The following is a 26220-nucleotide window of genomic DNA, read 5'->3' as shown; positions in this document are numbered from 1 at the left end:
CGTCAACCCAGCCAGCGGACCAGCCCCCACAGCACCAGCGCGGCCAGAGCACCGGCGGCGACATCGTCAAGCATCACGCCGACACCGCCCTTGAGATGACGATCCAGCCAGCTGACCGGCCAAGGCTTGCCTGCATCGAACAGCCGGAACAGACCGAAACCGGCCAACGGCCACCACCAGCCGGGCTGATCCAGCACCGGCAGCAAGGCCAGCCACTGACCGATGAATTCATCCCATACCAAGGCCCGGTGATCATCCACGCCCAGCCGGCGTCCGGCCACCGAGCAGGCCCAGCAGCCCAGCAGGCAACCCGCCAGCAGCAGCAGCAGATAATTGGTCAGGCTGCAATGACGCAGCCACAGCCAGGGCAGCAAGGACACGGCCGAACCGACCGTCCCTTGCGCGACCGGCGCCAGGCCGCTGCCGAAGCCGGTAGCCAGCCAGCCGGCCGGAGAGGCCATCAGATCCCGGCGCTGGGCCGGCGTCAGCTGCAGACGCTCGCGACCGATCGTCATGCCGCGAAGTGATCCCAGCCGGCCGATTCGATATCGAGCCACTGTCCACCGGCGTCACGCACGCCGACCCCCTCGCCCCGCACGATGCGGCCGATCGGGGTGGCGCTGCAGCCGATCCGCGCCAGATCCCCCTGCACCGCATGGGCGCGGGACTCGGGCACGGTGAAGCACAATTCGTAATCATCGCCACCGGACAGACCGAAGCGACAAGCCTGCTCCGCGCCGAACACCGACTGCAAGGCATCGGACAGGGGCAGCCGGTCGGCGTCGAGCTCGGCCCCCACGCCACTGCGACGACAGATATGGCCCAGATCAGCCAGCAGACCATCGGAAATATCGATGCAGGCCGTAGCCTGGCCCCGCAGTGCCAGGCCTGCCCCAAGTTGCGGGCGGGGCCTGCGCACACGGGCAACCAGCTGCCCGATGTCACCCTCGTCCTGGACCTGCACGCCGTATTTGCGCAGGCAGGCCAGACCTCCGGCACCTTCGCCGACACTGCCGGTCACCATCACCAGATCACCCTCGCGGGCACCGTCGCGGGTCAGGGCCTGGTCGGGAGGCACGAAACCATGCACGGTGACGCTGAAAGCCAGTGGACCGCCCGTGGTATCACCACCGACCAGGGCCAGCCGATGGGGCCGGGCCAGGGCGGCGAAACCGGCGGCAAAGCCATCCACAAAGGCGGCATCACCCGTGGGCAAGGTCAGGGCCAGCAAGGCCCAGGCCGGCATCGCCCCCATCGCCGCCAGATCGGATAAATTCACGGCCAGCGCCTTCCAGCCCAGATCGGCCGGAGCCGTGCCGGGCAGAAAATGCACGCCCTCGACCATGGTATCGACGGCGACGACCAGACTCTGGCCCGCCGGTACCTGCAGCAGGGCGGCATCATCGCCGATGCCCAGCAGCACGTCATCACGCCGCTGATAGGTGAAGCCGCTGATGCGGTCGATCAGACTGAATTCCATGGTACCGGCTTCCGGATCAGGCCTGGCCCTGTTTTTCCGTACCGCGCAAGCTGGCCGCCAGCTTGTCCAGCACGCCGTTGACATAACTGTGACCGTGGTCGGCACCGAAGCGCTTGGTCACTTCGATCGCCTCGTTGATCACCACGCGGTAGGGCACGTCCGGCCGATGGGCCAGCTCGTAGGCCGCCAGCCGCAGGGCGGCGCGTTCGATCGGATCGATCTGGGTCACTTCGCGGTCGACGAAGGGCTTGATCTGCGCATCCAGTTCGTCGACATGGCGCTCGACACCATGCAGCAGATCCTCGAAATATTCGATATCGGCAATTTCCATGTCCTGCTCATGGCGGAACTGCTCGACCACGGCCTGCATGTGGCTGCCGCTCATCTGCCAGGCATAGATGGCCTGCAGGGCGCGGCGACGGGCGCGCGAACGCGCGGCCAGATCCACGCCCTCGGGACGGCGGCTCATGCCAGCTTCCCGTACAGGTTGACCATCTCGATCGCCGCCAGGGCCGCGTCAGCGCCCTTGTTGCCGGCCTTGGTGCCGGCACGCTCGATGGCCTGCTCGATACTGTCGGTGGTCAGTACGCCGAAGATCACCGGCACGCCGGTGCTCAGGGCAGCCTGGGCCAGACCCTTGGCCGATTCGCCGGCGACATAGTCGAAATGCGGGGTCGAGCCGCGAATCACCGCGCCCAGGGCGATCACGGCGGCATAACGGCCACTGTCGGCCAGCTTGCGGGCCGCCAGCGCGATTTCCCAGGCACCCGGTACCTTGACCAGATCAATGGCGGCATCGTCCACGCCATGACGCACCAGCGCATCGCGCGCACCGTGAACCAGGGGCTCGACCACGAAGCCGTTGAAGCGGCCCGCCACGATGGCAAACCGGCCCTTGGGGGTGGCGAAATCGCCTTCTAGAATCTGCATGTCTTTGATGTCCTGATCACTTCTCGCATTTCGCGAAGTTCAATAGTTTAACGTGTTTAGCTTGCTTATGCCGGGTCCGCCGATGGCAGCGGCGGCGCAAAAGGCCGCGCCAGCCGGGGGTGGCCGTGGAAGCTCAGACAGACCTGATCGCCCGCTGTCCACAGGTGGCCCGGGGCCCCGAAAGGCAGGGTGGCCTTGTCCCGATCATGGCCGAAAGGCAGACCATCGATGACCGGTATCGGACAGTGCCGCCGGAACTGGGCCAGCGCATCGCTCAAGCCGTAGCCCTGATCCCTGGGGCCACCGCTGCAATCGGTGAAATCACCCAGTATCACCGCTTGCTGGCGATCCAGCACCCCGGACCACAGCAACTGGTACAGCAGCCGCTCGATCCGGTAAGGTGCCTCGCCGACATCCTCCAGAAACAGCAGACCATCTTCGATGGCCGGGAAATAAGGGGTCCCCAACAAACTGCACAGCATCGCCAGATTGCCGCCCCACAGCGGCCCCTGCAGGTCCAGCCCGGCGGCGGGTTGCGAGACCGGTCGCCACGCCAGTTCCGGCTGCACCTGACTCAGTGCCGCCCAGAACCGCTCCCAGCTGAAGATACTGGGCGTAGCCGCCCCGAAATCGGTCAGCATCGGCCCGCCCAGGGTGATCAGGCCAGCCTGGCTATACAAGGCCATCTGCAGCGCCGTGAAATCGCTGTAGCCGACCAGGGGCAGGCACTGCGCCCGCAGGCGCTCGGCCAGGGCCGGGTAGTCCAGCATCGCCAGCAGACGGCTGGCGCCATAACCGCCACGCACCGCCAGCGCCAGATCCGGCAGTTCCGCCGACGTGGCCAGCTGGTTGATATCCGCCGCCCGCTCGAGGTCGCTGCCGGCAAAACGCTGCATCGTCCGTTCCAGCACACCGGCATGGCGGACGTCGCAACCCAGTTGCTGCAGACGCTGCACACCTCGACGTGCCACACCCAGGTCGGCCGGCACGCTGGAGGGCGCCAGCAGATGAATCACGGGAGGAAACGAGCTGGACATCGGAGATGGGCCCTGCAGGATCTTGGAAGAGGTTATGGCGATCATCCAGCACAGCGTCCATCTGCACCAGTCGCCGGCAGGCGGAAGCGCGAAACGGGCCTGATGCCGATCGGTCGGCTCAGGTCGTGATGCCAACAGCCGCAGGCGCATCCGGGCACAACTGACCAAGGATCTGAGTCGCCAACTGGCGGCGATCCCAACGACGGCGCTCGCTGTCATGTCCGTCGCCGACCGAAATCCGCACCAGCAAGCCGTCCCCGGCCTGGCCGATGGATTCCAGCTCGGGGGGCACGGTACCTGACTGCCACTCAGAACCGGCGGGCACCAGCACCACCTCGGCCGCCGCCGGATCCAGTGAACCGGGATCGCCCAGTGACCACAATTCATGCAGCTGGCCATCGATGCGATCACGGAACAGCGCACGCCGGAATGCCCCCTGGGGCGTCTCGACCGTATCGGTCCGCACGGCATCCACCAGCACTTCAGTGGCCAGTCGATACTGGATCAGGGCGGCAATGGTGCCGATCTTCAGACCATGCTGCAGAGCAAACCGTTCCAGTTCCGGGCGCCGGGCCATCTCGCCGTCATCGCGCAGGATCTCGATCAGTGCGGCCGCGGGCTCCAGTCCGGCCAGACCCACCAGATCGCAGCCCGCTTCGGTATGGCCTGCCCGCTGCAGCACACCGCCGGGACGAGCGATCAGGGGAAAAATATGGCCGGGGCGGACCAGATCTTCCGCTCTCGCCCCGGCAGCCACGGCCGCCTGGATGGTCCGTGCCCGGTCCGGGGCCGAAATACCGGTCGTGACGCCGTCGGCGGCCTCGATCGAAACCGTGAAATTGGTGTGGTAGGGCGACTGGTTGGCGTTGACCATCGGCGCCAGTCCCAGCTGCGCTGCCCGGGATTCGGTGACCGGCAGGCACAGCAGGCCGCGTGCCTCCTTGATCATGAAGTTGATGTCTGCGGGCCGCACTTTTTCCGCGGCCATGACCAGGTCACCTTCGTTTTCCCGATCTTCGTCATCGACGATGATCACCATGCGGCCCTGCCGCAGGTCTTCAATGATGGAAGCGATGCTGTCGAATGCCATGATGCTTAACCTTGCGCAATGCTTGGGGAGCCGGCTGTCGGATCAGGCGCCGGCCTCGGGAACCGGAGGCTTCAGGCGAAACCGTGGCGCTGCAGAAATTCCGCGGAGATGCCACCACCACCCTGACCGCCGACCAGGCGCTCGATATAGCGCGCGACCAGATCGACCTCGATATTGACGGCATCTCCGGGGCGACGCTGACTGAAAGCGGTGTGCTCCACGGTATGCGGAATCAGGTTGATGCCGAAGCGCTGGCCGTTGATCTCATTGACAGTCAGGCTGGTGCCGTCGATGCAGACCGAGCCCTTGGCCACGATATAACGGGCCAGGGCCGGCGGTACCTCAAAGGTCCAGCGCAGGGAGCGCGCATCCGGCGTGATCGAGATGATGCGACCCAGACCATCGACATGGCCGGAGACCAGATGTCCGCCCAGCCTGTCGGCCAGACGCAAGGCCTTCTCCAGATTGACCGCGTCACCGCTGGCCAGACCACCCAGGGTCGTCAGGGACAGGGTTTCGTTGGAGACATCGGCGGTGAAGCCCCGCGCTTCCAGACTGACAACGGTCAGGCAGACGCCGGAAACCGCGATGCTGTCGCCCAGAGCGACATCGGCCAGATCCAGCGAACCGGTATCGATGGCCAGGCGGACGTCACCGCCACGCGGTTCACGCCGCCGCAGGGATCCTACGGCCTGGATGATTCCTGTAAACATCAGCCCACCTCCTGACGCGGGTGAGCCGGGCACAGATGCATTTTGATATTCATGAAACGTTTCCCGCAGCATGGATCAGCGAAAAACGCCCCAAGGCATGAGGCATGGGCGGGCGGATCGCCCCCCACCCAGCCGTCTTCTTTCATCCGGACTTTCAGGAAACCTATCGGTTTCCTACCGTCGGCTCCGGCATCTGACCGGATCTGCTGACCTTTCCCTCATCGGAAAGCGCTCGCGGGCTCGCATCCGACCCGTCGAGACGGGCTGGACGCCTACCGCCGGTGGGGAATCACACCCCGCCCTGAAGACGTCATTGATGCCGGCCAGAAGCCGGCATCCGGATCATAGCACGCACGGCCGCTGACGACAGGCCGCCTCAGGGGGGCTGCCCGCCGCAGCGGCCTCGGCAGGCCGCTGCGGCGGACTGGGCGCTTACAGGAAACTGAATGTTTCAGCCTGCGGCAATCGCGATTTCGGCAATTGCGCATTGAAATCGCCGGACGCACGATGACCGAGGCTGACCACGACAAGACTGCCGAAGCCCTTGGCGTGCAGGCCCAGTTCGCGATCCAGAACGCTGGCATCGAAGCCCTCCATCGGCGTCGCATCGACACCCAGGCTGGCAGCGCCCAGCAGCAGCGAACCCAGTGCCAGATACACCTGACGACCCGCCCACTGCGGCAGATCCTTCAGATCATAGCGATGCAGATCGGTATAGAAGCGGCGCGTCCCGGCCTGCCCGTTGCGGGCCTCGGCCGTCGCAAACCGGCCGTCCGCCTGTTCCTGGTCCAGCAGGCGCTGCAGATAGGTCTCATCGAAATCGACGCGCTGACACAGCACGATCACATGCGAGGCATCGAGAATCTTGGCGCTGTTGTAGGCCTGCTGCTCGGTGGCCTTGGCGATCCGGGCCCTGCCTTCGGGCGTGCCCGCCACCACGAAATGCCAAGGCTGGGAGTTCACCGAGGAAGGACTCAGGCGCAGCAGTTCGCACAACTGCTGCACGGTCTCTTCGGGCAAGCTCTTTCCGGGCTGATAGGACTTGGTGGTATAGCGCTGGCGCGCGGCCTGGACAATCGACATGCAAGTCTTCCTCACAAAGCGGGACAAAGGGCCGAGGCGACACCGGAGGCCACCCCATGACCACCGGTATGCTACACCCATGCCGACAACTCGATAGCGCGGCCGGCCCTCCGCCTGCGAGGACTTGCATTCGGGGCAGCCCTCGTTTTAGCGTCGGAGTGGGAGGGGCGTCGCCCCGGGGGGACATCCATGAAGACCATGCGCGATCGGCCCGCAGCCGAGACACTGGAAGACTATACGCTGCGCTATGCGCCCCGCAGCTACCGACGCTGGAGCCCGGCGGTGGTTGCCATCACCGCGCTGGGTGGCATCGCCTATCTGGCGGACTTTTCCATCGGCGCCGGCATCGCCCTCGCCCACGGCACCCTCAATGCCTTGTTGTCGATCGCCTTTGCCGCGACCCTGATCTTCATCACCGGCCTGCCGCTGGCTTATTACGGCGCCCGCTACAATATCGATCTGGACCTGATCACCCGGGGGGCCGGCTTCGGCTATTACGGCTCGGTGCTGACCAGCGTGATTTTCGCCAGCTTCACCTTCATCTTTTTCGCACTGGAAGGCTCGATCATGGCCCAGGGCCTGCAACTGGGCCTGCATCTGCCCTTGTGGGCCGGCTATCTGGCCTCCACCCTGCTGGTGATTCCGCTGGTCATCTACGGCATGCGGGCGCTGAGCAAGCTGCAGGTGTGGACCACGCCCTTGTGGCTGGTGCTGATGATCGGCCCTGTGCTGTGGCTGCTGTGGCATGACCCGGCCAGCTTTTCGCGCTGGCTGCAGTTCCGCAGCGGTCCGCAGCCGCCCATCAGCCTGGCCGCGGTGATGCTGGGCGCCGGCGTGGCCTTGTCGCTGATGGGCCAGATCGGCGAGCAGATCGATTATCTGCGCTTTATGCCGCCAAGGACGCGGGAAAACCGGCGCGGCTGGTGGCTGGCCGTGCTGGCGGCCGGGCCTGGCTGGGTCCTGCTGGGCGCCTTGAAGCAGGCCATTGGCGCCTTTCTGGCCATTTACATTCTGGGTCGGGTCTCCCCGCAGACAGCGACCGAACCCGTGCAGCAATTCATCGGCGCCTTCAGCACGGCAGTGCCCGGCTGGCTGGCGCTGACCCTGGCCGTGGTCCTGGTGGTCATCAGCCAGATCAAGATCAATGTCACCAATGCCTATTCCGGCTCACTGGCCTGGACCAACGCCTTCACTCGACTGACAGGCCATTATCCCGGCCGGCTGGTCTTCGTGCTGGTCAATCTGGCCATCGCCCTGGCTCTTATGGAAGCCGACATGTTTTCCTTTCTGGGCAATATCCTGGGCTTCTATTCCAATTGCGCGATCGCCTGGGTGGTTACCGTGGCCACTGACATCGTGGTCAACAAATACCTGCTCAAGCTCTCGCCGATGGAGCCCGAATTCCGCCGAGGCATGCTGCATCCGGTGAATCCAGTGGGGCTGGTCAGCTTTCTTGCCTCCAGCGGTCTGTCCATCGCCGCCTATTTCGGCGTGCTTGGACCGATGCTGGGCCCGTACTCCCCGCTGGTCGCCATCGTTGTCGCCGCCGGCCTGACTCCACTGATGGCCGTCCTGACACGCGGCCGCTACTACCTGCGCCAGCGTTCGGACGGCATCGCTCAGCCCCGCTTCGACGCTGAAGGCAATCCCGCCGCCGGAGACTATGACTGCACGGTCTGCGGGCAGACCTTTGAACGTCCGGACGTGCTCCGGCCGGCCGGTCAGCCCGGCATCATCTGCTCACTGTGCGTGGCGACCCGGAGTTGATCCGGGCCGACTCCGGAACCGGGCAGACATCGAGCAGGCCACTCCGAAGCCAGACCCCGCCCTCCAGCTGACCGGACTCAGTCCAGGCAGGCGAAACGCAAGCGCAGGTCGGCTCCCAGCATGGTCTGCTCCAGCGGCTGCAGATCCCAACGTTCATCCATGCTCAGCAGATTGGGCAGCTGCAGCAAGGGCATGGCATGGTCCCCCAGCAGCACCGGTGCCATATAGATCAGCAATTCATCCGCCAAACCTGCCGTGAACAAGGCGCCGGCCAGCGTCGGCCCGGCCTCGAGGTGAACCTCGTTGATGCCCTCGCTCGCCAGCCACTGCATGACGGCCACCAGATCCAGGTGTTTGCCACGCTCGGGCATCACCACGCAACGGGCCCGGGCAGCCTGGATCGCGGATGGCTTGGCCAGCTCGCCGTGCAGCAGCCAGGTCGGCGCCGAGCCATCCAGCACCCGGGCATCGTCCGGCGTCCGCAGCCAGCGATCCAGAATCACCCGTACCGGCGTGACGACCTCGACCGCCTCGTCCTGCAGCCGCGCCGTCAGCAGGGGGTCATCTGCCAGCACCGTCGCCGCACTGCTGAGAATGGCCGAGCTGCGGGCTCGCCAGCGATGTGCATCGGCGCGCGCCGCCTCACCGGTGATCCATCGGGATTCACCATTCACCAAGGCCGTGCGGCCATCCAGACTCATCGCCATTTTCAGGCGCAACCAGGGGCGGCCACGCTCGATCCGGCTGAAAAAGCCTGCGTTCAGCGCACGGGCCTCGGCCTGCAACAGTCCGATATCCACCTGGATGCCGGCCTGCCGCAACCGCTCGATGCCCTGCCCGGCCACCGCCGGAAAGGGGTCCTGACAGGCCACCACCACCCGTGCCACGCCGGCCTCGATCAGCGCATCGGCGCAGGGCGGCGTGCGGCCGTGATGGGCACAGGGTTCCAACGTCACATAAGCCGTGGCCCCGTGAGCCTGAGCTCCGGCCTCGCGCAAGGCATGCACTTCGGCATGAGGCTCGCCGGCACGACGATGCCAGCCCTGACCGACAACACCTTCGCCCGTGGCGATGACGCAGCCGACCCGGGGATTGGGGTCCGTGGTGTACAGGCCCTTGGCCGCGAGGGCAAGCGCCTGGGTCATGCAGGCCTGATCAAGCGCGGAAAACGGAAACTGGGACATGCTGATCCTGAACAGGGCGGCCCCAAGGCCCGCCGATACGGATGGGAAAGGTGCGGCTGCCTGCAGGCAGACCGCGCGATGGCACTGCCGAGACCGACTTTCGATCAGGCATCAAGACCTCTCCCGGACCGGAAGAAACCTGGACCCGGAAGCTGAAGCCATGTCTATTTCTTGCGGCGACTGTGGGCGTCTTCGCCCAACAGCGAGATCTGCAAGGTCTCCAGACCCGGCAAGTCATGCTGCAGCTTGTCGATTTCCTGCAGAAAGGCCTGCACGTCCTCGAACTTGCGATACACCGAGGCAAACCGGACATAGGCGACATGGTCCAGTTTCTTCAGCTCGCGCATCACCAGCTCGCCGACCTGGCGCGAGGCCACTTCGCGCTCGCCACTGCGCCGCAGATCATCGATGACCGCTCGCACCGCGATATCGATGGCCTCGCTGTGAACCGGCCGCTTCTGCAGGGCACGCTCGAAACTCACCCGCAGCTTGGCCTCGTCGAAGCTTTCCCGCCGCTCGCCGCTCTTGACCACAGCCGGCAGCTTCAACTCGGCCGTCTCGAAAGTATTGAAGCGCTCGCCGCACTGCGGGCACTCGCGCCGCCGACGCACGGTCGTACCGTCATCGGTCAGACGGGAGTCGATGACCCGGGTGTCTTCGTGCTGGCAGAAAGGACAATGCATGATCGGTGATTACATCCCTTGCGGACGCGAAGCACAAGCCACGACCGGGGTGCGAACCGGATCGTGGCAGGCCATCCCGTCAGCGCAGGAGGGCAGATCCACTCAGCCGTAGACCGGGAAGCGCCGGCACTGCGCTGTGACCTGCTCGCGGACGCGGGCCTGCACGGCCTCATCCGCGGGAGCATCCAGCACATCGCAGATCCAGCTGGCCAGTTCGGTCACGTCGGCTTCCTTGTAACCGCGGGTGGTCACCGCCGGAGTGCCGATGCGCAGGCCCGAGGTCACGAACGGCGAGCGCGGATCACCCGGTACGGCATTCTTGTTGACCGTGATATGCGCCTTGCCCAGTGCCGCCTCGGCTTCCTTGCCGGTGACTTCACGACCGATCAGGTCGATCAGCATCAGGTGATTCTCGGTACCTCCGGAGACGATCTTGTAGCCTCGATCCGCAAAGGTCCTGGCCATGGCCTTGGCATTCTTGACGACCTGGACCTGATAATCGCGGAAAGCCGGCTCCAGCGCTTCCTTGAAGGCCACCGCCTTGGCCGCGATGACATGCATCAGCGGGCCGCCCTGAATGCCGGGGAACACCACCGACTGCAGCTTCTTCTCGATCTCTTCGCCGGCACCGCGCGCCAGAATCACGCCGCCACGCGGGCCGCGCAAGGTCTTGTGGGTGGTCGAGGTGACGACGTGGGCGTGCTCCAGCGGCGAGGGATAGACGCCGGCGGCAATCAGGCCGGCGACATGGGCCATGTCCACGAACAGCCAGGCGCCGACCTTGTCGGCGATGGCGCGGAAACGCGCCCAGTCCATCACCTGCGAGTAGGCCGAGAAGCCGGCGACGATCATCTTCGGCTTGTGCTCGAGGGCCAGACGTTCGATTTCGTCGTAGTCGAGCAGACCTTGTTCGTCCACGCCATACTGGATGGCATTGAACAGCTTGCCCGAGACATTGACCTTGGCACCGTGAGTCAGATGACCGCCATGGGCCAGACTCATGCCGAGGATGGTGTCGCCAGGTTGCAACAAGGCAAGAAACACGGCCTGATTGGCCTGCGAACCGGAATGCGGCTGCACATTGGCATAGTTGCAGTCATACAACTGCTTCAGGCGGTCGATGGCCAGCCGCTCGGCGATATCGACGAATTCGCAGCCACCATAATAGCGCTTGCCGGGATAGCCCTCGGCATACTTGTTGGTCAGCTGGCTGCCCTGGGCTTCCATCACCGGAACGCTGGTGTAGTTTTCCGAGGCGATCAGTTCGACGTGATCTTCCTGGCGGGCGACTTCCGAGGCGATCGCGCTGGCCAGTTCGGGGTCATATCCGGCAATCGTTGCAGTCTTGGAAAACATGGGCGGCGCCTCGGTCGGACCTGAAGGAAAGCCTCCGATTGTAACGGGCCGGCGACTTCAGGGCCATGGGCTTCGCGTCGCCGGCCAACGGGATCAATGCAACAGCAGGTCGGCAATCACCCCGGAGGCGATGGCCACCAGCAGATAATTGCCGCCATTGTCCCGGACCCAGTGGTAACCGCGCGGCGGCGGCCGCAGTCGATACCGGCTGTAGTCATTCACGATGTAGGTCGGGCCACGATAGTAGTGGTTGAAATTGTCGCCACGTGCCCAGCGGTGCGGCTGACCACCGCGCCAGCCATTGCTGCCCCAGCCAGGCTGCGGCCGGCCACGTCCCTGACCGCCGCGACCGTGAGCCCCCTGATGACCGCCGCCGCCCGGACGACCGTGATTCTGACCTCCCTGAGGACCGGGCCTGTCACCGCCGCCCGGCGGGCCGGACTGGGCCACGGCCAGGCCGGTGCAACTGATCAGGGCCAGAACCAATGCCAATGCTGTTTTCTTCATGAGATTCCTCGTTGCGCGATTCACGGCTTTTGCACCTTCATCATGCCGATGCCGACCTGAACGCGAGAGCCGCCATCTGCCGCTGTGAACGCAGATCGTCAGCCAGGGTTTACCCGTACTCGTTGCTGTCGCACCACGACTCCGCCAGGAACCGTGTCAATGCCGTCCAGATCAGTTGCGCCGCCGCGGCCAAGGGCCGGTTGTCCCGCCGCCACAGCACGAACTCATGCTCGACAACGGGCAGCAGCGGCGAGGACAGCAGCGGCCCGCCCGAGGTCGGTTGCAGCCATCCGGGCCATACCCCCAGCGCCTTGCCTGCCAGTACCTGCCTGCAGGCCGACGCCAGCGAAGCGGCCTCGCAAATGCCGGCGGCATCCACCCCGAATCCTTGCAATGATTGCTGCAGCACCGACCGCGTGACCGGCCCCGCAGCCAGCACCACCAGTGACTGCCCTTGCAACTGCTGCCAACGGAAGGGCGCTCCGTCACTCCAGGGCGCACGGGCAGGCGCGATCAGGTGCAGGCGCCGATGGCCGACCACCTGATGCCGCCAGACCACCCCCTGCGGCGGAACATTCCCGACCCCGAAATCGAGCCCGTCTCCGCCCTCGCGCATCCCACGCTCATCGCCGGGGCGATGCAGGATCACCGCAATCGTCGGATAGCGTTGCTGACACCAGGCCAGCCCTGGCGCCAGCAGGCGCTCCAGATCGGCACTCTGCAGCAGCACCCGCACGATCGGGCGCGCCTCGACGGGATCCTGCCTGACCTCGGCCACCGTGGATCGAAACACTTGCAGCAGATGTTCGGCCCGCTCCAGCAACCGCTGACCTCCGGCTGTCAGCTGCACGGTACGGGTGCTGCGATCGATCAGGCGCAGCCCCAGCGCCGTCTCCAGCTCACGGATCTGCCGGCTGACGGCCGGCTGGCTCAGATGCAGCTGTCCGGCGGCCACGCTGAAGCTGGCCCGGCGCGCCACTTCGACGAATACATTCAGTTGGCGCAGCGTCACACGCATGCCATGCCCCCTTCCATCGGGACCACGCCCCGGCCGGCGCCCGTGGAGAGCCGGGATGCCCCCCGCCACGAACGGCTGCCGGAAAGCGCGCGATTCTAGGTCTCACCCTGCATGGACAGAGTGAAAACCCATGCCTCGCCCGCCGCTCGCCGCCCGGCCCCTGGAGGCCAGACCGGGATCCTACGGGCATGCTGCGCCATAGTTGAGCATCGCTGAGTAGCCGACACACAGGCTACACTATAGGTCAGGCCTTCCCCCCAGTCCGCAGCCTGCGCCGCTGGGAGCGGCTTTCGGCCCATCCGGAGAATTCATGCAATACATCTACACCATGAACGGGGTGAGCAAGATCGTTCCCCCGAAACGCCAGATCATCAAGGACATCTCGCTCAGCTTCTTTCCCGGTGCCAAGATCGGCCTGCTGGGTCTGAACGGTGCGGGCAAGTCCACCGTGCTGAAGATCATGGCGGGCGTGGACACCGATTTCCAGGGTGAAGCCCGCGCCCAGCCCGGCGTCAAGGTCGGCTATCTGGCCCAGGAACCGCAGCTGGATCCCGAGAAGACGGTGCGCGAAGCCGTCGAAGAAGGCGTGTCCGTGGTGCTCGATGCCCAGAAGCGGCTGGAAGAAGTCTATGCCGCCTATGCCGAAGACGGTGCCGACTTCGACAAGCTGGCCGAGGAACAGCAGAAGCTGGAAAACATCCTGGCCGCCAATGATGCCCATGCGCTTGAGCGCCAGCTGGAAGTCGCCGCCGACGCGCTGCGCCTGCCGCCGTGGGATGCCAAGGTCGGCCCGCTGTCCGGTGGTGAAAAGCGCCGCGTTGCACTGTGCCGCCTGCTGTTGTCCAAGCCCGACATGCTGCTGCTGGACGAACCGACCAACCATCTGGATGCCGAATCCGTGGACTGGCTGGAAAAGTTCCTGCACGACTACACCGGCACCGTGGTGGCCGTCACCCATGACCGCTACTTCCTGGACAATGCCGCCGAGTGGATCCTGGAACTTGACCGCGGCCGCGGCATTCCCTGGAAGGGCAACTACACCCAGTGGCTGGAACAGAAGGACCAGCGCCTGAAGCAGGAAGCCCAGCAGGAAAAGTCGCGCCAGAAGGCCATCGAGAAGGAACTGGAATGGGTCCGCTCGGCGGCCAAGGGCCGCCAGTCCAAGGGCAAGGCACGTCTGGCCCGCTTCGACGAGCTCAATGCCGTCGACTACCAGCGCCGCAACGAGACCAACGAGATCTTCATTCCGCCGGGTGAACGTCTGGGCAACGAAGTGATCGAGTTCAAGAACGTCACCAAGTCCTTTGGTGACCGTGTGCTGATCGAGGACCTGTCGTTCAAGATCCCGGCCGGCGCCATTGTCGGCATCATCGGCCCCAACGGCGCCGGCAAGTCGACGCTGATGAAGATGATCACCGGCGTCGAACTGCCCGACAGCGGCGAGGTCAAACGTGGCCACACCGTCAAACTGGCCTATGTCGACCAGTCGCGTGGCGCCCTGGATCCGAAGAACAACGTCTGGCAGGAAGTCTCCGGCGGCTCGGACATCCTCACCGTCGGCAATTTCGAGATCCAGTCGCGTGCCTATATCGGCCGCTTCAATTTCAAGGGCACCGACCAGCAGAAGATCGTCGGCAACCTGTCCGGTGGTGAGCGTGGCCGCCTGCATCTGGCCAAGACCCTGCTGCAGGGCGGCAACATGCTGCTGCTGGATGAACCCTCCAACGATCTGGACGTCGAAACCCTGCGGGCGCTGGAAGACGCGCTGCTGGAATTCCCTGGCTGCGCCATGGTCATCTCGCATGACCGCTGGTTCCTGGACCGCATCGCCACCCACATCATCGCCTTTGAAGGCGACTCCCACGTGGAATTCTTCCCCGGCAACTACAACGAGTACGAAGCCGACAAAAAGCGTCGCCTCGGTGACGATGCCGGCCCGAAACGCGTCAAGTACAAGAAACTGGCCTGAGGCCCTTCGCCTGCCACGTACCGCCATGGCCGCCAGCCTTCACCGGGCTGGCGGCCGCGGCGCCGGAAGGGGGATGGACGCCCGCACCGGTGCCGGCGGTGACGGACGGCAGTCACCGCCCGTCCGAGGGATTACCCATGAGTTTCATCACTGATCTGCAGGCGGTCTGGAGCCGCCATGATTCGCTGCTCTGCGTCGGCCTCGACCCCGAGCCCAGCCGCTTCCCGGCCGTACTTGCCGACCACCCGGATCCGGTGTTCGCGTTCTGCAAGGCCATCGTCGATGCCACCGCTGCCCATGCCTGCGCCTTCAAGCCCCAGATCGCCCATTTTGCGGCCCTGGCTGCCGAAGACGCGCTGGAACGGCTGATCGCCTATATCCACGAGGCCCATCCCGGCATTCCGGTAATCCTCGATGCCAAGCGCGGCGACATCGGTTCCACCGCCGCACGTTATGCCGTGGAAGCCTTCGACCGTTATCAGGCCGATGCCGTCACCCTGAACCCCTATCTGGGCCGCGATTCGGCCGAGCCCTTTCTGGAGCGCGCCGACAAGGGCGTTATCCTGCTGTGCCATACCTCCAATCCAGGGGCGGCCGACCTGCAGGACCTGGATGTCGGTGGCCGGCCGCTGTACCAGCATGTGGCGAAAATCATTGCCGAATCCTGGAACGGCCACGGCAACTGCGCCCTGGTGACCGGTGCCACCTGGCCCGGCCAGCTGGGCGAGGTCCGCACACTGGTCGGCGATATGCCGCTGCTGGTGCCCGGCATCGGCGCCCAGGGAGGCGATGTCGCCGAAGTGATACGCCACGGCGCCACCGCCGATGGCACCGGCCTGATGATCAGCTCGTCGCGGGCCATCATCTATGCCGGTCAAGGCGAGGACTATGCCCTCGCCGCAGGCCGCGCCGCCAGCGATCTCAAGGATCAGATCAACGCGCAGCGAAACTCGCCGGCGCGCTGAGTCCGGACTCGTCGCCGACCAGATGGTCGGCGACGGCCCAGCGCAGCAGCCGCAGCTTGCCATCCATCCACTCCAGCTCGCTGTAGCTGGCATTGCGATGATGGAACTGACGGATATCGTCCGGCTGGCCGCCGAGTCGCCAGGCCAGCGCCAGCAGGCAGTGGCCGTGACTGACGATGCCGAGGGTGGCCTGGTCGCTGTCGGCCGCCAGCTTGCGTACGGCCGCTTCCACCCGGTCAGCGACCTGCAGCAAGGTTTCACCGCCTGGTGCAGCCAGTTCGGGCCGGGTCCCCAGAATGATCGGCTCCCAATCCGTTTCCTGCTCGCGCAGTTCGGCAATCGGCATGCCCTCGTAGCGGCCAAAGGCGCGCTCGACCAGTCCCGGATCATCGAAGCACTCGGCGCCGAGGCCTTCGGCTGCATGACGGGCGGTATCCATGGCCCGACCCAGCGGCGAGCTGTGGATATGCCGGATGCCGCTGCCCCGCCAGGCCTGCCCCACCGCCCGCGCCTGCTCGATGCCCAGTGCGGTCAGGGGGCTGTCTTCAATGCCTTGTATCCGACCCGCCAGATTCCACTCGGTCTGGCCGTGTCGTGCCATCAAAATGCGCATGCCTTGAGAATCCTTCCCGCAAAGCGGTCAGTTTACCCGACCGCTCGGGGGAACTATCGCCGCTGGCCTTCGTCACGCAGGCTGAAGGGATTGAAATGCGTGCCCCGATCGAAGATGTCCACGCCTTCGGCCCGCTTCAGGGCATTGACCACCAGATAGGTCACGGGTGTCAGCACCACTTCGACCAGCACCTTCATGCTCCAGTTGAACAGAATCACTTTGGCCAGGGTCGTGCTTTCCCAGATGCCATAGAAGGCAATCGGATAGAAGGTCAGGCTGTCACAGGCCTGACCGACCACCGTCGAGCCGATGGTGCGGGTCCAGAGATGGCGGCCGCCGGTCAGCAGCTTCAACCGGGCCATCACGAAGGCATTCACGAAATCACCGATCCAGTAACCGATCATCGAGGCCAGCGCGATCCGCCAGGTGCCGCCAAACACGGTCTCGAGCGCCGGCTGCAGCACATGGTTGAAGGGCTCGGCCGGGCTGGCCGGCATATGGATCACCGACCAGGCCATCACCGTGGCAAACAGCATCGCGCCAAATCCGGCCCAGATCGCCCGCCGTGCCCGGGCATAACCATAGACCTCGGTCAGCACGTCGCCGAAAATATAGCCGATCGGAAAAAACAGGTTGCCGGTGCCGAAATTCAACGGCCCCAGCCACGGCAGATCGATCAGGCTGACCTTGGCCGGACCGATCAGATTCGAGCACAGCAAGACCGCTACCATGCCTGCAACCAGCATGTCATAGAAACGGAAGCCCCCCGGCCTCGGATTGGATTCCATCCTGCCACCTGTCACCATTGAATATGATCGATCTTACACATCCCGCCCGATGGCCGCAGCCGGCCGCCGGAAATCACGTATGTCGCGCCGCTGCACGGCCCGACACGCCCCCAACAGGAGCTTCCGCTTGCCACGCCTGATTCCCCTGCTCGCCTCGCTGGGCCTGAGCCTGCTGACCGCCAACGCCGCGGCCGCCGAATCCCCCCGGCAGGTCATCATCGACCAGGACGCCTTCGGTCCCGCCACCAGCAATCTGCAAGCCGTGCTGATGGCAATCCAGGCGCCCGACGTGAAAGTGCTCGGCATCACTGTCGAAAGCGGTGACGGCTGGTGCCGTGAAAACACCCAGCACACCTTGCGGATGCTGGAATTGATCGGCCGCACCGATATTCCGGTGGCCGCCGGCCCGGATCTGCCCCTGCTGAACACGCCGCAGGCCACCAAGCTGTGGGAAGCGCGCTATGGCAAGCTCGCCTACAAAGGGGCCTGGACCGAAGCCTGGCCGAAAAACAGCGTGGTGCCGCGCAGCCCTCCGCATGCGGCTGATGTGGTACCGCCGATGGCCGAGGGCGCGCCGAAACTGAAAGCCCGCCCCGAGGCCGCGGCCGATTTCCTGGTGCAGACCGTGCGTGCCCATCCGCACCAGGTCAGCATCGTCGCGCTGGGACCGCTGACCAATCTGGCCCTGGCCGTGAAGCTGGACCCGGAGCTGCCATCGCTGGTCAAGGAACTGGTGATCATGGGCGGCAGCTTCTCGCCGCAGCCGCCCCCGGGCGGCAGTCCGTTTGCCAGTGAATATGCCAATACCCCGCGACTGGAATTCAACTTCCGCTTCGACCCCGAAGCCGCCAGCATTGTGCTGCACCAGCATTGGCCGCAGCTGACCCTGGTGCCGGTGGACCCGACCACGACAACGTATCTTGGCCAGAGCACACTGGATACCATCGGCAAGGCCGGCACGCCGGTGGCACGCTATCTGCAGCGTTACGGCCAGGCCGGCTACCCGCTGTGGGACGAGATGGCGATGGGCCTGTGGCTGGATCCGGCCCTGATCCGCCAGCAGCGGACCCTGTCCGTCGATGTGGATACCGATCATGGTGCCGGCTACGGCAATACCCTGAGCTGGAACCCCGGGCTGAACCCCGGACTGGGCGAAACCTCGGCCAAGGTCGTGTTCAAGGTGGACGATGCCGCCCTGCTGCAGCAGTTCACTCAGCTGATGCAGGCACCGACGCCCCGTCGCTGAGCCCGCCAGGCGATGCCGGTCACCGGCCGGCATCGCCACGCCATTCCTTTATCGAGCCTCTCTACCGGAACTTCCATGCTGGAACGACTCTTCAAGCTGAGCGACCACAACACCACGGTCCAGACCGAGCTGCTGGCCGGTGCCACCACCTTCCTGACGATGTCGTATATCGTATTCGTGAACCCGGACATCCTGGCCAGCACGGGCATGGACCGAGGCGCCTGCTTTGTCGCCACCTGCGTGGCCGCTGCCGTCGGCTCGGTATTGATGGGTCTGCTGGCCAACTACCCGGTGGGCCTGGCTCCCGGCATGGGCCTGAATGCCTTTCTGGCTTTCACCGTGGTCGCCGGCATGGGCTATACCTGGCCACAGGCGCTGGGCCTGGTCTTTCTCTCCGGCTGCATCTTTCTGCTGCTGACCGCCACAGGCATCCGGCGATGGCTGATCGCCGGCATCCCTTCCTCGCTGCGCAGCTCGATCGCTGCCGGCATCGGTCTGTTCCTGGCACTGATCGGCCTGCAGAAAGCCCATATCATCGTCGCCGATCCGCATACCCTGGTAACCCTTGGCGACCTGCATCAGGCTCCGCCGCTGCTGGCACTGGGCGGCTTCATGCTGATCGCGATCATGGAAGCCCGCCGTATCCGCGGCTCGATCCTGATCGGCATCCTGGCGGTCACCCTGGCCGGCATTGCGCTGGGTGACCTGCACTACAAGGGACTGGTGGCCATGCCGCCCAGCCTGTCCCCGACCTGGTTGAAGCTGGATATTCCGGGGGCCCTGCATGCCGATCACGGCGGCCTGGCCTTCGCCCTGCTGCACGTGGTACTGGTCTTCGTGCTGGTGGAGATGTTCGATGCCACCGGCACCTTGATGGGGGTCGCACAGCGAGCCGGCCTGCTGGCCGATCCGGCCAAGCGTCACCGCCTGGGCAAGGCCTTGTTCGCCGACAGCACCGCCATCCTCGCCGGGTCCCTGATCGGCACATCCAGTACGACGGCCTTTGTGGAAAGCGCCGCCGGCGTGCAGGCCGGTGGCCGTACCGGCCTGACCGCCATCACCGTCGGCGCACTGTTCCTGTGCGCCCTGTGGTTTGGCCCGGTCGCCTCGCTGGTGCCGGCCTATGCCACCGCCCCGGCCCTGATCTACGTCGCCGGCCTGATGCTGCGCGAACTGGTCGACATCGAATGGAATGACATCACCGAGGCCGCTCCGGCGGCCATTTGCGCCAGCGCCATGCCGTTCACCTATTCCATCGCCAACGGGCTGGCCCTGGGTTTCGTCAGTTATGTGTTGCTGAAACTGGGCGCCGGCCGCTGGCGTGACGTGCATCCGGCTACCGCCCTGATCGGCGCCTTGTTCGTGGCACGCTACGCGCTGGGCTGAAACTTGCCGCCGGGATCAGGCACCCTTTCGCAGGTTTGTGCCATGATCCGTTATCTGACGCACTTTCCCCTCATGGGCAAATCCAGATCCCGGCGGCCATGCCCCGCACAGCGACAAGCTGGACTCCATTGCCCGAAATTATCTGAAGCAGCCTCTGCAAAAACTGCCAAGCACCCACCCTGCGCGAATCCACTGGACCGTGGTACGGGTCCGAAGCAGGCAGATACAGGCATGACATCAGCCGGCTGGAGACAAGGGATTTGTACAAGGCCAGCACGGCCCGGACCTACCGAGTACTGACATGGATCAACGCATACTGGTAGGCAACTCGCTCACGGGCGAGATGATCGAGACCGGTGAGCATCCCATCACCGCACTCGAAAAAAAATGGACATCCAAGGCGCCCTTTGGATGTTTTCCAGGGAAACCGACAAATGGAAGCTCGTCATCGTCACGCCCGATGCCCGTCTAAGCCGCCCCATGGAAATATAAAGAAAAATCCAGTCCACCTCGTCACGGCTTGGCAAAGGGATGGATGCAAGCGACATGCCGGTCACCAGCGAACAGGCAAAGTCCTATCTGGCCATGAAGGACCTGTTGAAAACCGGCCAACCCATTTCGAAAATCCGACTCACGGACAATTTCATCAACGGTGTCCATATCCCAGATGCACGGGTTTGCCGGATGACATGACCGTCCGGCGTCTTCAGGATGCCTGAATGCCCTGCTGTCTGTTGCTCGTCCCGCCGAAGCGGCAAGGCCCGGCAAATGTCCATACTCGATGACAGTTCACCTGCAGAAGCCGCCAAGGGAGGGATATCCCCCTTGGCGGCTCACCTCATCCCAGGGTTCCGTTGATGACGCCCTGGATCGCGCTCTCGGTGTATTTCACCGTGTCGTCCCAGCCGATCAGCGGCGCACCGATGGCTCCGGCCGCCAATCCGATCAGACCGCCGCTGACCAGGCCCACCAACTGGCCGATCCCGCCGATACCCAGCAGGCCGCCGCCATCACCGCCATGGCGACCGCCGATGATGGCTCCCGCGGAACCCGCTGCAACCGCACCGAGTACCGAGGCGCGGACCTCCTGTACCGCAAACTCGGCGATATCGCCTATCAGGCCGCCACCGGCGACGTTCTTCAGCTCGTGTTCGTTCAATGCACGCATGTCATGACCCTCCATGGTTTTGATAAGTGGCATGCCGCAGTCCGCGATTCCGGCCGGAAATCCAGGACTTCGACAGGCGCAGCTTAATACCTCGGTTTGTTCACGATGCGTGAACCATGCAGGAAGCCGTCATCAGGACATACGCCAGTATCATGGCCAACCATCAACGGACTGCTGGATGGCCGCCTACCGGACCCACCGCGCATGCCCTGCGGCATCCTGCGGCGGCGTACTCGAGCCGTCAGTGGCCATCGACGCAGGCAGCAAGCCACCACCGTTCAGTCGTCAGCGCCGGGATCCATATCGGGAAACAGCACATCCGTGAATCCGAACTTGGAAAAATCCGTCATTCGCGAGGGGTATAACCGTCCGATCAGATGATCGCATTCATGCTGGACCACGCGGGCATGAAAGCCTTCGGCGGTACGATCAATGACCTCACCGTCCGGGTCGATGCCCTCGTAACGGATCAGGGTGTAGCGATTGACCGCCCCGCGCAGCCCGGGTACCGACAGGCAGCCCTCCCAGCCCTCTTCCATGTCCTGCGACAAGTGCGTGATCACAGGATTCAGGAGAATGGTACGCGGCACCGGCGGTGCTTCCGGATAGCGGTCGGCCTGCTCGAAGCCGAAGATCACCAGCTGCAGGTCGACACCGATCTGAGGCGCCGCCAGACCGACGCCTCCCGCGGCATGCATCGTGTCGAACATGTCGGCGATCAACTGCTTCAGCTCATCGCTGCCCAGCATGTGCCCGGGCACGGGCTGGGCGACCTTGAGCAGGCGGGGATCACCCATCCTGAGGATTTCATGGATCATGATCAGTCTCTTGCGGCAACCTCGGGGACTCCATGGTATGCCATTCGCGGTATCAGGGCATGAGCGCCATCGACGCCGCCTTGTCGGATCCGCTTCCGCCCCGTCTCAATCCGGTGAAGGCATCTTCTGACGATGAATCACCTGGTGGATGAAACGCAGCTTCCCGATCACCGGCGTGGCCAGCGTGAACGGGTAGCCATCGGGCTGGCCGAGGCTGCGGTTGAGACTGTTCAGCACATAGGTCAGCGGAAACCAGCGCCCGATCAGGTCATTGAAACCGGCGTGGGCCACAGCCTCTCCGTCGGCGGCCAGACTGGGCTGGTCAGGATGGGCCGGTGCCAATGACAAACCACAGGCCTGGGCGGTTTCCAGCGTATCGACCATGTGCAAATAATGCGCCCAGGATTCGGCCCAGTCTTCGTAGGGATGCATGGTGGCATAGGCGCTGACATGGGTCTGCTCCCAATGCGCCGGCGGGCCGTTCTGATAATGGCGGCGAAGCGCGGCGGCGTAGTCCTCGCGATCATCTCCGAAGCATTGCCGGCAGGCCTTCAGCAGCGGCCCTTCCCGCATCAGCCGCATGAAGTAGTAGTGCCCGGACTCATGCCGCAGATGGCCCAGCAGGGTGCGGTAGGGCTCGCCCAGTTCGGTCCGCATCCGTTCCCGGTACGCATCGTCGGCTTCGGCGATATTGAGGGTGATCACCCCGTCCGAATGCCCGGTATGCACCACCGGACCGCCCTCGATCTGTTCGCGGAATTCAAAAGCCAGCCCCTGGTGCGGATCTGTCTGGCGCGAATCCAGCGGCAATCCCAGCAAGGCCAGGGTGTAATACAGACGCCGTTTGGCCCGCTCGATCCGGAACCAGCGCTGGCGATTGTCCTCCTGTCCCAGTGCCGGAATGACACGGGTCAGCTGACAGGACGGGCACAGGGCCTGGGGATCATCGGCCGGCAACATCCAGTTGCAGACGTTTTCCACCGCATAATTGCGGCAAGGCTTGTAATGGCGCGGCCCAGCGCCACGCACGGCCAGCCAGTGCCCGTCCGGGTCCGCCTCGAAGGCCATCACCTCGGCGCGTTCGGGTACATAGCCCAGCGCGTGGCCGCAGGCTTCGCAGCGAACGTTCTCGAAAAAGACCTGCTGCCCGCAGGCATCGCAATGGAATGTCTTCATGCAACATCCTGCCGAGCCTCAGTGCGCCAGATGACTGGCGGTGGTACCGGCGTTGCCGCCGCTTCCCCGCCGCCGTCCACCTCCGCCGGGGTCAAGTCGTCAGACGGGCTTTCAAGATACTCGCAAGCAGGTCGGGCGCATAGTCGAAGGTGTCGTAATACAGCCGCTCCGGCGGCAGCCCGGCCTCCGGAAACAACTGCCGGCCGGCATCGATCAAGGGCGGGGGGCCGCTCATGTAGATATCATGCCCGGACAGATCCGGATGATCCGCCAGTACCGCCTCGTGGACCAGGTCCGCACGCAGGCCGGCCAGTGCCGCCTGGGCCGGATCGGAAATGCAGGGCTGGAAGTCGAGTCCGCTGCAGGCCTCGCACCAGGCCTGGACCAGTTCGCGCTGGTAAAGATCCGCGGCCGTGCGCACGCCCCAGTACAGCTGCATGGCGCGCGAGCTGCCACGATGCAGAAAATGCTCGATCAAGGCCTTCACGGGTGCAAACCCGGTGCCGCCCGCCACGAAGATGATCGGCCGCAGCGAATCTTCGCGTGGCACGAAAGTGCCGCGCGGCGCCTCGATCGTCAGCGTGTCACCCACCGCCAGGTCGGAATGGACCCATTGGGTGAAGCCGCCACCGGCCACATGCCGGATATGCAGTTCAATCACCTGGTCCAGACGAGGGCAGCCGGCAATCGAGAACGGTCGACGCCGACCGTCATCCAGCAGGCATTCCAGATACTGGCCGGGCAACCAGCGCAGCGGCCCTTCCCCCGCCACCGGCCGCAGATGCAGGCCGGTCACATCCGGAGCCAGCGCCAGCTTGGCAGCCACCTCGACCTGCAATCGCCGCGGCGCCAGTTCACTGAGTTCGCCCACGTCTTCGGCCGCAAGCAGCAAGTCGGCAAGTGCCTCGGCCTGACGCAGTTCAATCAGGGGCTGGCGCACCGGTCCGCTCGAGGCGATCTCGCCGCCCTCGCCACGATGCCGGCAACGGCCGGACAGCAATCGCGCAGGGACACCTGCGGCCGGATCGGAGGCCAGCCGGATGCCGGAACGTTCGGCGGCCGCCAGAATGGTCTCACCGGCCGCCACCTGAAAACGGAGGCCGGTCGCTTGAAGGGTTACGGTATTCACCGGGCTATTGTCGCCCCTGCGCAGACTGATAACAATCATTCCGGTGCGACCACGCGCGCAGGCTATCATGCGGACTTGTCTTCACTGCACAGGATCTCCCCAGGTGAGTATCTGGAAAAAACCGGTGGATCTCGCCGAGCTCAACCGGCTGGGCGAAAACACTTTGCTGTCCACCCTGGGCATGCAGCTGACCGCCGTCGGCGATGACTGGCTGCAGGGCACCATGCCGGTCGATGCGCGCACGCATCAGCCCTTCGGCCTGCTGCATGGCGGTGCGTCGGTGGCGCTGGCCGAAACCCTGGGCAGCATGGCCGCGCTGCTGACCCTGGATACCCACGAATCCATGGCCGTCGGCCTGGAGATCAATGCCAACCATCTGAAGGCCGTCCGCTCCGGCGTCGTGACGGGAACGGCCAGAAAGCTGCATCTGGGACGTGCCACCCAGGTCTGGGAAATCCGCATCGAAAACGAGGCTGGGCAGTTGACCTGCGTATCCCGGATCACCATGGCTATCGTGCCGGCCAAGGTGGTCAGCCGGTGAGCCAGGTGCCTTATGCCAGCCTGGATCCGGATCGGGTGCTGGATGCGGTGGAAGCCTGCGGACTGGCGCCGGACGGACGCCTGCTGGCGCTCAACAGCTATGAAAACCGGGTCTGGCAGGTGGGGCTGGAAGATCGCTCTTTCGTCGTTGCCAAATTCTACCGGCCCGGGCGCTGGTCACTCCCCTCACTGGAAGAAGAGCATGTCTTCAGCCGACAGCTGGCTGATGCCGAGCTGCCGGTGGTCAGCCCGCTTGTCTTCCACGGCCGCAGCCTGCAGACCCTCGAAGGCTTTCACTATGCGATCACGCCACGCCGCGGCGGCCGTGCACCGTCACTGGAGTCCGCGCACGAGCTGGAATGGATGGGTCGGCTGATCGCCCGCATCCATGCCGTCGGCGGCCGCGAATCCTTCCGGCACCGCGGCCGCATCGACCTGGAACAGATGGTGGTTCGCCCCGGTCAGGCCGTGTTGACCAGCCGGCTGTTGCCGGAGCACCTGCACCCGGAGTACGCGGCCGCTCTGCAGCAGCTGCGCCAGGCGCTGGAGCAGCGTCTCGACGCCGTCGGTCCGTACCGCGAACTGCGTCTGCACGGCGATTGCCATCCAGGCAATGTACTGTGGACCGATGAAGGTCCGCATTTCGTCGACTTCGATGACTGCCGGATGGGCCCTGCCATCCAGGACCTGTGGATGCTGGCGGCGGATGACAACGCCATGGGCCATCTGCTGGAAGGTTATGGCCAGTTTGCCGAGCCACCGCTGCAGGAACTTGCGCTGGTCCCTGCCCTGCGGGCGATGCGCCAGATCCACCATGCCGGCTGGATCGCCGCCCGCTGGGATGACCCGGCCTTCCCGCCGGCCTTTGCCTTTGCCCGGGAAGCCCGCTGGTGGGAGCACCATATCCAGGATCTGCAGCAACTGGCCGAGGACCTGTAGACCCCGGGACTGGTCACTCGCGATGCGACATGATAGATATCGGTCATGAAACGATCCCGACATCTGCGCCTGGTCCTGCTCGGCTCGGCCCCCTTGCTGCTGGCAGGCTGCAGTCACGATGACAGTTCGCGCGAAGGCGTCTATACGTCCGTAGACAGCTGCACCGCCGCCACCCATGATGCAAGCACCTGCCGGCAGGCTTATGCCGACGCACGCAACCAGGCCAGGACGGAGGCCCCTCGTTTCGACAGCCTTGCAGACTGTGAACTCGATTATGGCAAGCAGTCCTGCCAAACGCAGGAGAGCGATGGCCATACCGTATTCACGCCGATGCTGACCGGGTTTCTGCTGTCCCAGGCCTTGCGCAACGGGCAGCCCCAGGGCGCGCCGAGTACGGCGCCCGCCTTCCGCGACCGCAGCGGGCAATGGTTCCGTGCACCGGCAAGTTGCGCTTCCGGGGCCGCGCCCAACGGCAGCTGCAGCAGTGGCAGCGGCAGTCACTTCTATGGCAGGGGCACGGGCACGGTCAGCCGCCCGCCGCTGCAGGCCATCGAACTGCCGGCCGACCGGGCCGTCACCGTCAGCCGTGGCGGTTTCGGCGGCTTCGGCGCCCATGGCGGAGGTGGTGAATAAGC

General features: G+C 64.9%; 28 protein-coding genes and 1 riboswitch. Of the genes, 9 read left to right on the top strand and 19 right to left on the bottom strand.

The features are described from left to right. Positions 1-2: 2 nt before the first annotated feature. From FRAAU_RS02250 to nfsB, 8 genes are all read right to left on the bottom strand, one after another. The gene (locus tag FRAAU_RS02250) at positions 3-515 is read right to left on the bottom strand and encodes a phosphatidylglycerophosphatase A family protein (RefSeq protein ID WP_014401950.1); all 513 of its coding nucleotides are present in this window, start codon (positions 513-515) and stop codon (positions 3-5) included. Beyond that, positions 512-1480, bottom strand: coding sequence for a thiamine-phosphate kinase (thiL, locus tag FRAAU_RS02245; protein ID WP_014401949.1), 969 nt, complete (start codon positions 1478-1480; stop codon positions 512-514). Before thiL ends, FRAAU_RS02250 begins: the two co-directional genes overlap by 4 nt. A gap of 16 nt (positions 1481-1496) precedes the next feature. Next, the gene (nusB, locus tag FRAAU_RS02240) at positions 1497-1949 is read right to left on the bottom strand and encodes a transcription antitermination factor NusB (RefSeq protein WP_014401948.1); all 453 of its coding nucleotides are present in this window, start codon (positions 1947-1949) and stop codon (positions 1497-1499) included. Then, complete coding sequence (gene ribH, locus FRAAU_RS02235) at positions 1946-2410, bottom strand: 6,7-dimethyl-8-ribityllumazine synthase (protein ID WP_014401947.1); 465 nt, start codon at positions 2408-2410, stop codon at positions 1946-1948. Before ribH ends, nusB begins: the two co-directional genes overlap by 4 nt. Positions 2411-2475: 65 nt before the next feature. Then, positions 2476-3447: an LD-carboxypeptidase gene (locus FRAAU_RS02230; protein WP_041270744.1), complete on the bottom strand. Its 972-nt coding sequence runs from the start codon at positions 3445-3447 to the stop codon at positions 2476-2478. A gap of 118 nt (positions 3448-3565) precedes the next feature. Further along, complete coding sequence (ribB, locus tag FRAAU_RS02225; protein WP_014401945.1) at positions 3566-4537, bottom strand: 3,4-dihydroxy-2-butanone-4-phosphate synthase; 972 nt, start codon at positions 4535-4537, stop codon at positions 3566-3568. Between the two features lie 71 nt (positions 4538-4608). Beyond that, the gene (locus FRAAU_RS02220; protein WP_014401944.1) at positions 4609-5250 is read right to left on the bottom strand and encodes a riboflavin synthase; all 642 of its coding nucleotides are present in this window, start codon (positions 5248-5250) and stop codon (positions 4609-4611) included. Positions 5251-5380: 130 nt separating this feature from the next. Further along, a riboswitch (FMN riboswitch) is annotated at positions 5381-5563 on the bottom strand. Positions 5564-5682: 119 nt separating this feature from the next. Further along, a complete protein-coding gene (nfsB, locus tag FRAAU_RS02215) occupies positions 5683-6333 on the bottom strand; it encodes an oxygen-insensitive NAD(P)H nitroreductase (RefSeq protein ID WP_014401943.1) in 651 nt (216 codons plus the stop codon). A 198-nt stretch (positions 6334-6531) separates the two neighbouring features. Here nfsB and FRAAU_RS02210 point away from each other — a divergent pair, with 198 nt between their 5' ends. Further along, complete coding sequence (locus FRAAU_RS02210) at positions 6532-8100, top strand: purine-cytosine permease family protein (RefSeq protein WP_217176237.1); 1569 nt, start codon at positions 6532-6534, stop codon at positions 8098-8100. Positions 8101-8177: 77 nt separating this feature from the next. On the opposite strand, the gene ribD is transcribed toward FRAAU_RS02210, so the two are convergent. The 5 genes from ribD to FRAAU_RS16305 all read right to left on the bottom strand — a co-directional run bounded on the left by ribD (position 8178) and on the right by FRAAU_RS16305 (position 12848). Continuing rightward, positions 8178-9284, bottom strand: coding sequence for a bifunctional diaminohydroxyphosphoribosylaminopyrimidine deaminase/5-amino-6-(5-phosphoribosylamino)uracil reductase RibD (gene ribD / locus FRAAU_RS02205; protein WP_014401941.1), 1107 nt, complete (start codon positions 9282-9284; stop codon positions 8178-8180). Positions 9285-9448: 164 nt separating this feature from the next. Then, positions 9449-9967 carry a transcriptional regulator NrdR gene (gene nrdR / locus FRAAU_RS02200; protein WP_014401940.1) on the bottom strand — a complete coding sequence of 173 codons (519 nt, stop codon included), beginning with the start codon at positions 9965-9967 and terminating at the stop codon, positions 9449-9451. A 102-nt stretch (positions 9968-10069) separates the two neighbouring features. After that, positions 10070-11323 carry a serine hydroxymethyltransferase gene (glyA, locus tag FRAAU_RS02195; RefSeq protein WP_014401939.1) on the bottom strand — a complete coding sequence of 418 codons (1254 nt, stop codon included), beginning with the start codon at positions 11321-11323 and terminating at the stop codon, positions 10070-10072. 93 nt (positions 11324-11416) lie between these two features. Next, positions 11417-11830 (bottom strand): RcnB family protein, encoded by a 414-nt coding sequence (locus FRAAU_RS02190; protein WP_014401938.1) that lies wholly within the window; start codon positions 11828-11830, stop codon positions 11417-11419. A gap of 109 nt (positions 11831-11939) precedes the next feature. After that, positions 11940-12848 (bottom strand): LysR family transcriptional regulator, encoded by a 909-nt coding sequence (locus tag FRAAU_RS16305; protein ID WP_014401937.1) that lies wholly within the window; start codon positions 12846-12848, stop codon positions 11940-11942. A gap of 310 nt (positions 12849-13158) precedes the next feature. Between FRAAU_RS16305 and ettA the strand changes: the two genes are divergently transcribed. Both ettA and pyrF read left to right on the top strand, forming a co-directional pair. Then, on the top strand, positions 13159-14817 hold the full coding sequence (gene ettA, locus FRAAU_RS02180; protein ID WP_014401936.1) for an energy-dependent translational throttle protein EttA: 1659 nt from the start codon (positions 13159-13161) through the stop codon (positions 14815-14817). A 137-nt stretch (positions 14818-14954) separates the two neighbouring features. Beyond that, positions 14955-15782, top strand: coding sequence for an orotidine-5'-phosphate decarboxylase (gene pyrF / locus FRAAU_RS02175; RefSeq protein ID WP_014401935.1), 828 nt, complete (start codon positions 14955-14957; stop codon positions 15780-15782). On the opposite strand, the gene FRAAU_RS16300 is transcribed toward pyrF, so the two are convergent. Next, complete coding sequence (locus FRAAU_RS16300; RefSeq protein WP_014401934.1) at positions 15751-16395, bottom strand: histidine phosphatase family protein; 645 nt, start codon at positions 16393-16395, stop codon at positions 15751-15753. The two genes, pyrF and FRAAU_RS16300, sit on opposite strands and share 32 nt — an antisense overlap. A gap of 53 nt (positions 16396-16448) precedes the next feature. Next, positions 16449-17183 carry a queuosine precursor transporter gene (locus tag FRAAU_RS02165; protein ID WP_014401933.1) on the bottom strand — a complete coding sequence of 245 codons (735 nt, stop codon included), beginning with the start codon at positions 17181-17183 and terminating at the stop codon, positions 16449-16451. Positions 17184-17310: 127 nt separating this feature from the next. On the opposite strand from FRAAU_RS02165, the gene FRAAU_RS02160 reads away from it, so the two are divergent. The 3 genes from FRAAU_RS02160 (at position 17311) to FRAAU_RS17085 (ending at position 20508) form a co-directional block, all read left to right on the top strand. Beyond that, positions 17311-18429 (top strand): nucleoside hydrolase, encoded by a 1119-nt coding sequence (locus FRAAU_RS02160; protein WP_014401932.1) that lies wholly within the window; start codon positions 17311-17313, stop codon positions 18427-18429. A gap of 75 nt (positions 18430-18504) precedes the next feature. After that, positions 18505-19815: an NCS2 family permease gene (locus tag FRAAU_RS02155; RefSeq protein WP_014401931.1), complete on the top strand. Its 1311-nt coding sequence runs from the start codon at positions 18505-18507 to the stop codon at positions 19813-19815. Between the two features lie 546 nt (positions 19816-20361). After that, complete coding sequence (locus FRAAU_RS17085; RefSeq protein WP_014401930.1) at positions 20362-20508, top strand: hypothetical protein; 147 nt, start codon at positions 20362-20364, stop codon at positions 20506-20508. A gap of 145 nt (positions 20509-20653) precedes the next feature. On the opposite strand, the gene FRAAU_RS02150 is transcribed toward FRAAU_RS17085, so the two are convergent. The 4 genes from FRAAU_RS02150 to FRAAU_RS02135 form a co-directional block, all read right to left on the bottom strand. Beyond that, positions 20654-20983: a hypothetical protein gene (locus tag FRAAU_RS02150; RefSeq protein WP_014401929.1), complete on the bottom strand. Its 330-nt coding sequence runs from the start codon at positions 20981-20983 to the stop codon at positions 20654-20656. A gap of 278 nt (positions 20984-21261) precedes the next feature. Next, positions 21262-21801 (bottom strand): peptide deformylase, encoded by a 540-nt coding sequence (gene def, locus FRAAU_RS02145; protein ID WP_014401928.1) that lies wholly within the window; start codon positions 21799-21801, stop codon positions 21262-21264. Positions 21802-21906: 105 nt separating this feature from the next. Continuing rightward, positions 21907-22977, bottom strand: a complete 1071-nt coding sequence (locus FRAAU_RS02140) for a zinc-binding metallopeptidase family protein (RefSeq protein ID WP_014401927.1) — start codon at positions 22975-22977, stop codon at positions 21907-21909. Positions 22978-23068: 91 nt separating this feature from the next. Beyond that, positions 23069-24106 (bottom strand): FAD-binding oxidoreductase, encoded by a 1038-nt coding sequence (locus FRAAU_RS02135; RefSeq protein WP_041270738.1) that lies wholly within the window; start codon positions 24104-24106, stop codon positions 23069-23071. A gap of 103 nt (positions 24107-24209) precedes the next feature. Here FRAAU_RS02135 and FRAAU_RS02130 point away from each other — a divergent pair, with 103 nt between their 5' ends. The 3 genes from FRAAU_RS02130 to FRAAU_RS02120 are packed head-to-tail and all read left to right on the top strand — an operon-like array spanning position 24210 to position 26218. After that, positions 24210-24647, top strand: a complete 438-nt coding sequence (locus FRAAU_RS02130; RefSeq protein WP_014401925.1) for a hotdog fold thioesterase — start codon at positions 24210-24212, stop codon at positions 24645-24647. After that, complete coding sequence (locus FRAAU_RS02125) at positions 24644-25585, top strand: serine/threonine protein kinase (protein WP_014401924.1); 942 nt, start codon at positions 24644-24646, stop codon at positions 25583-25585. Before FRAAU_RS02130 ends, FRAAU_RS02125 begins: the two co-directional genes overlap by 4 nt. Positions 25586-25630: 45 nt before the next feature. Next, positions 25631-26218 (top strand): DUF1190 domain-containing protein, encoded by a 588-nt coding sequence (locus FRAAU_RS02120; RefSeq protein WP_014401923.1) that lies wholly within the window; start codon positions 25631-25633, stop codon positions 26216-26218. The last annotated feature ends 2 nt before the right edge of the window (positions 26219-26220 follow it).

It is taken from the genome of Frateuria aurantia DSM 6220 (assembly GCF_000242255.2).
In the GTDB taxonomy this organism is placed as follows: Bacteria; Pseudomonadota; Gammaproteobacteria; order Xanthomonadales; family Rhodanobacteraceae; genus Frateuria; species Frateuria aurantia.
Note: the sequence above shows the minus strand (reverse complement) of the source record. Positions and strands in the feature narration are given on the sequence as shown.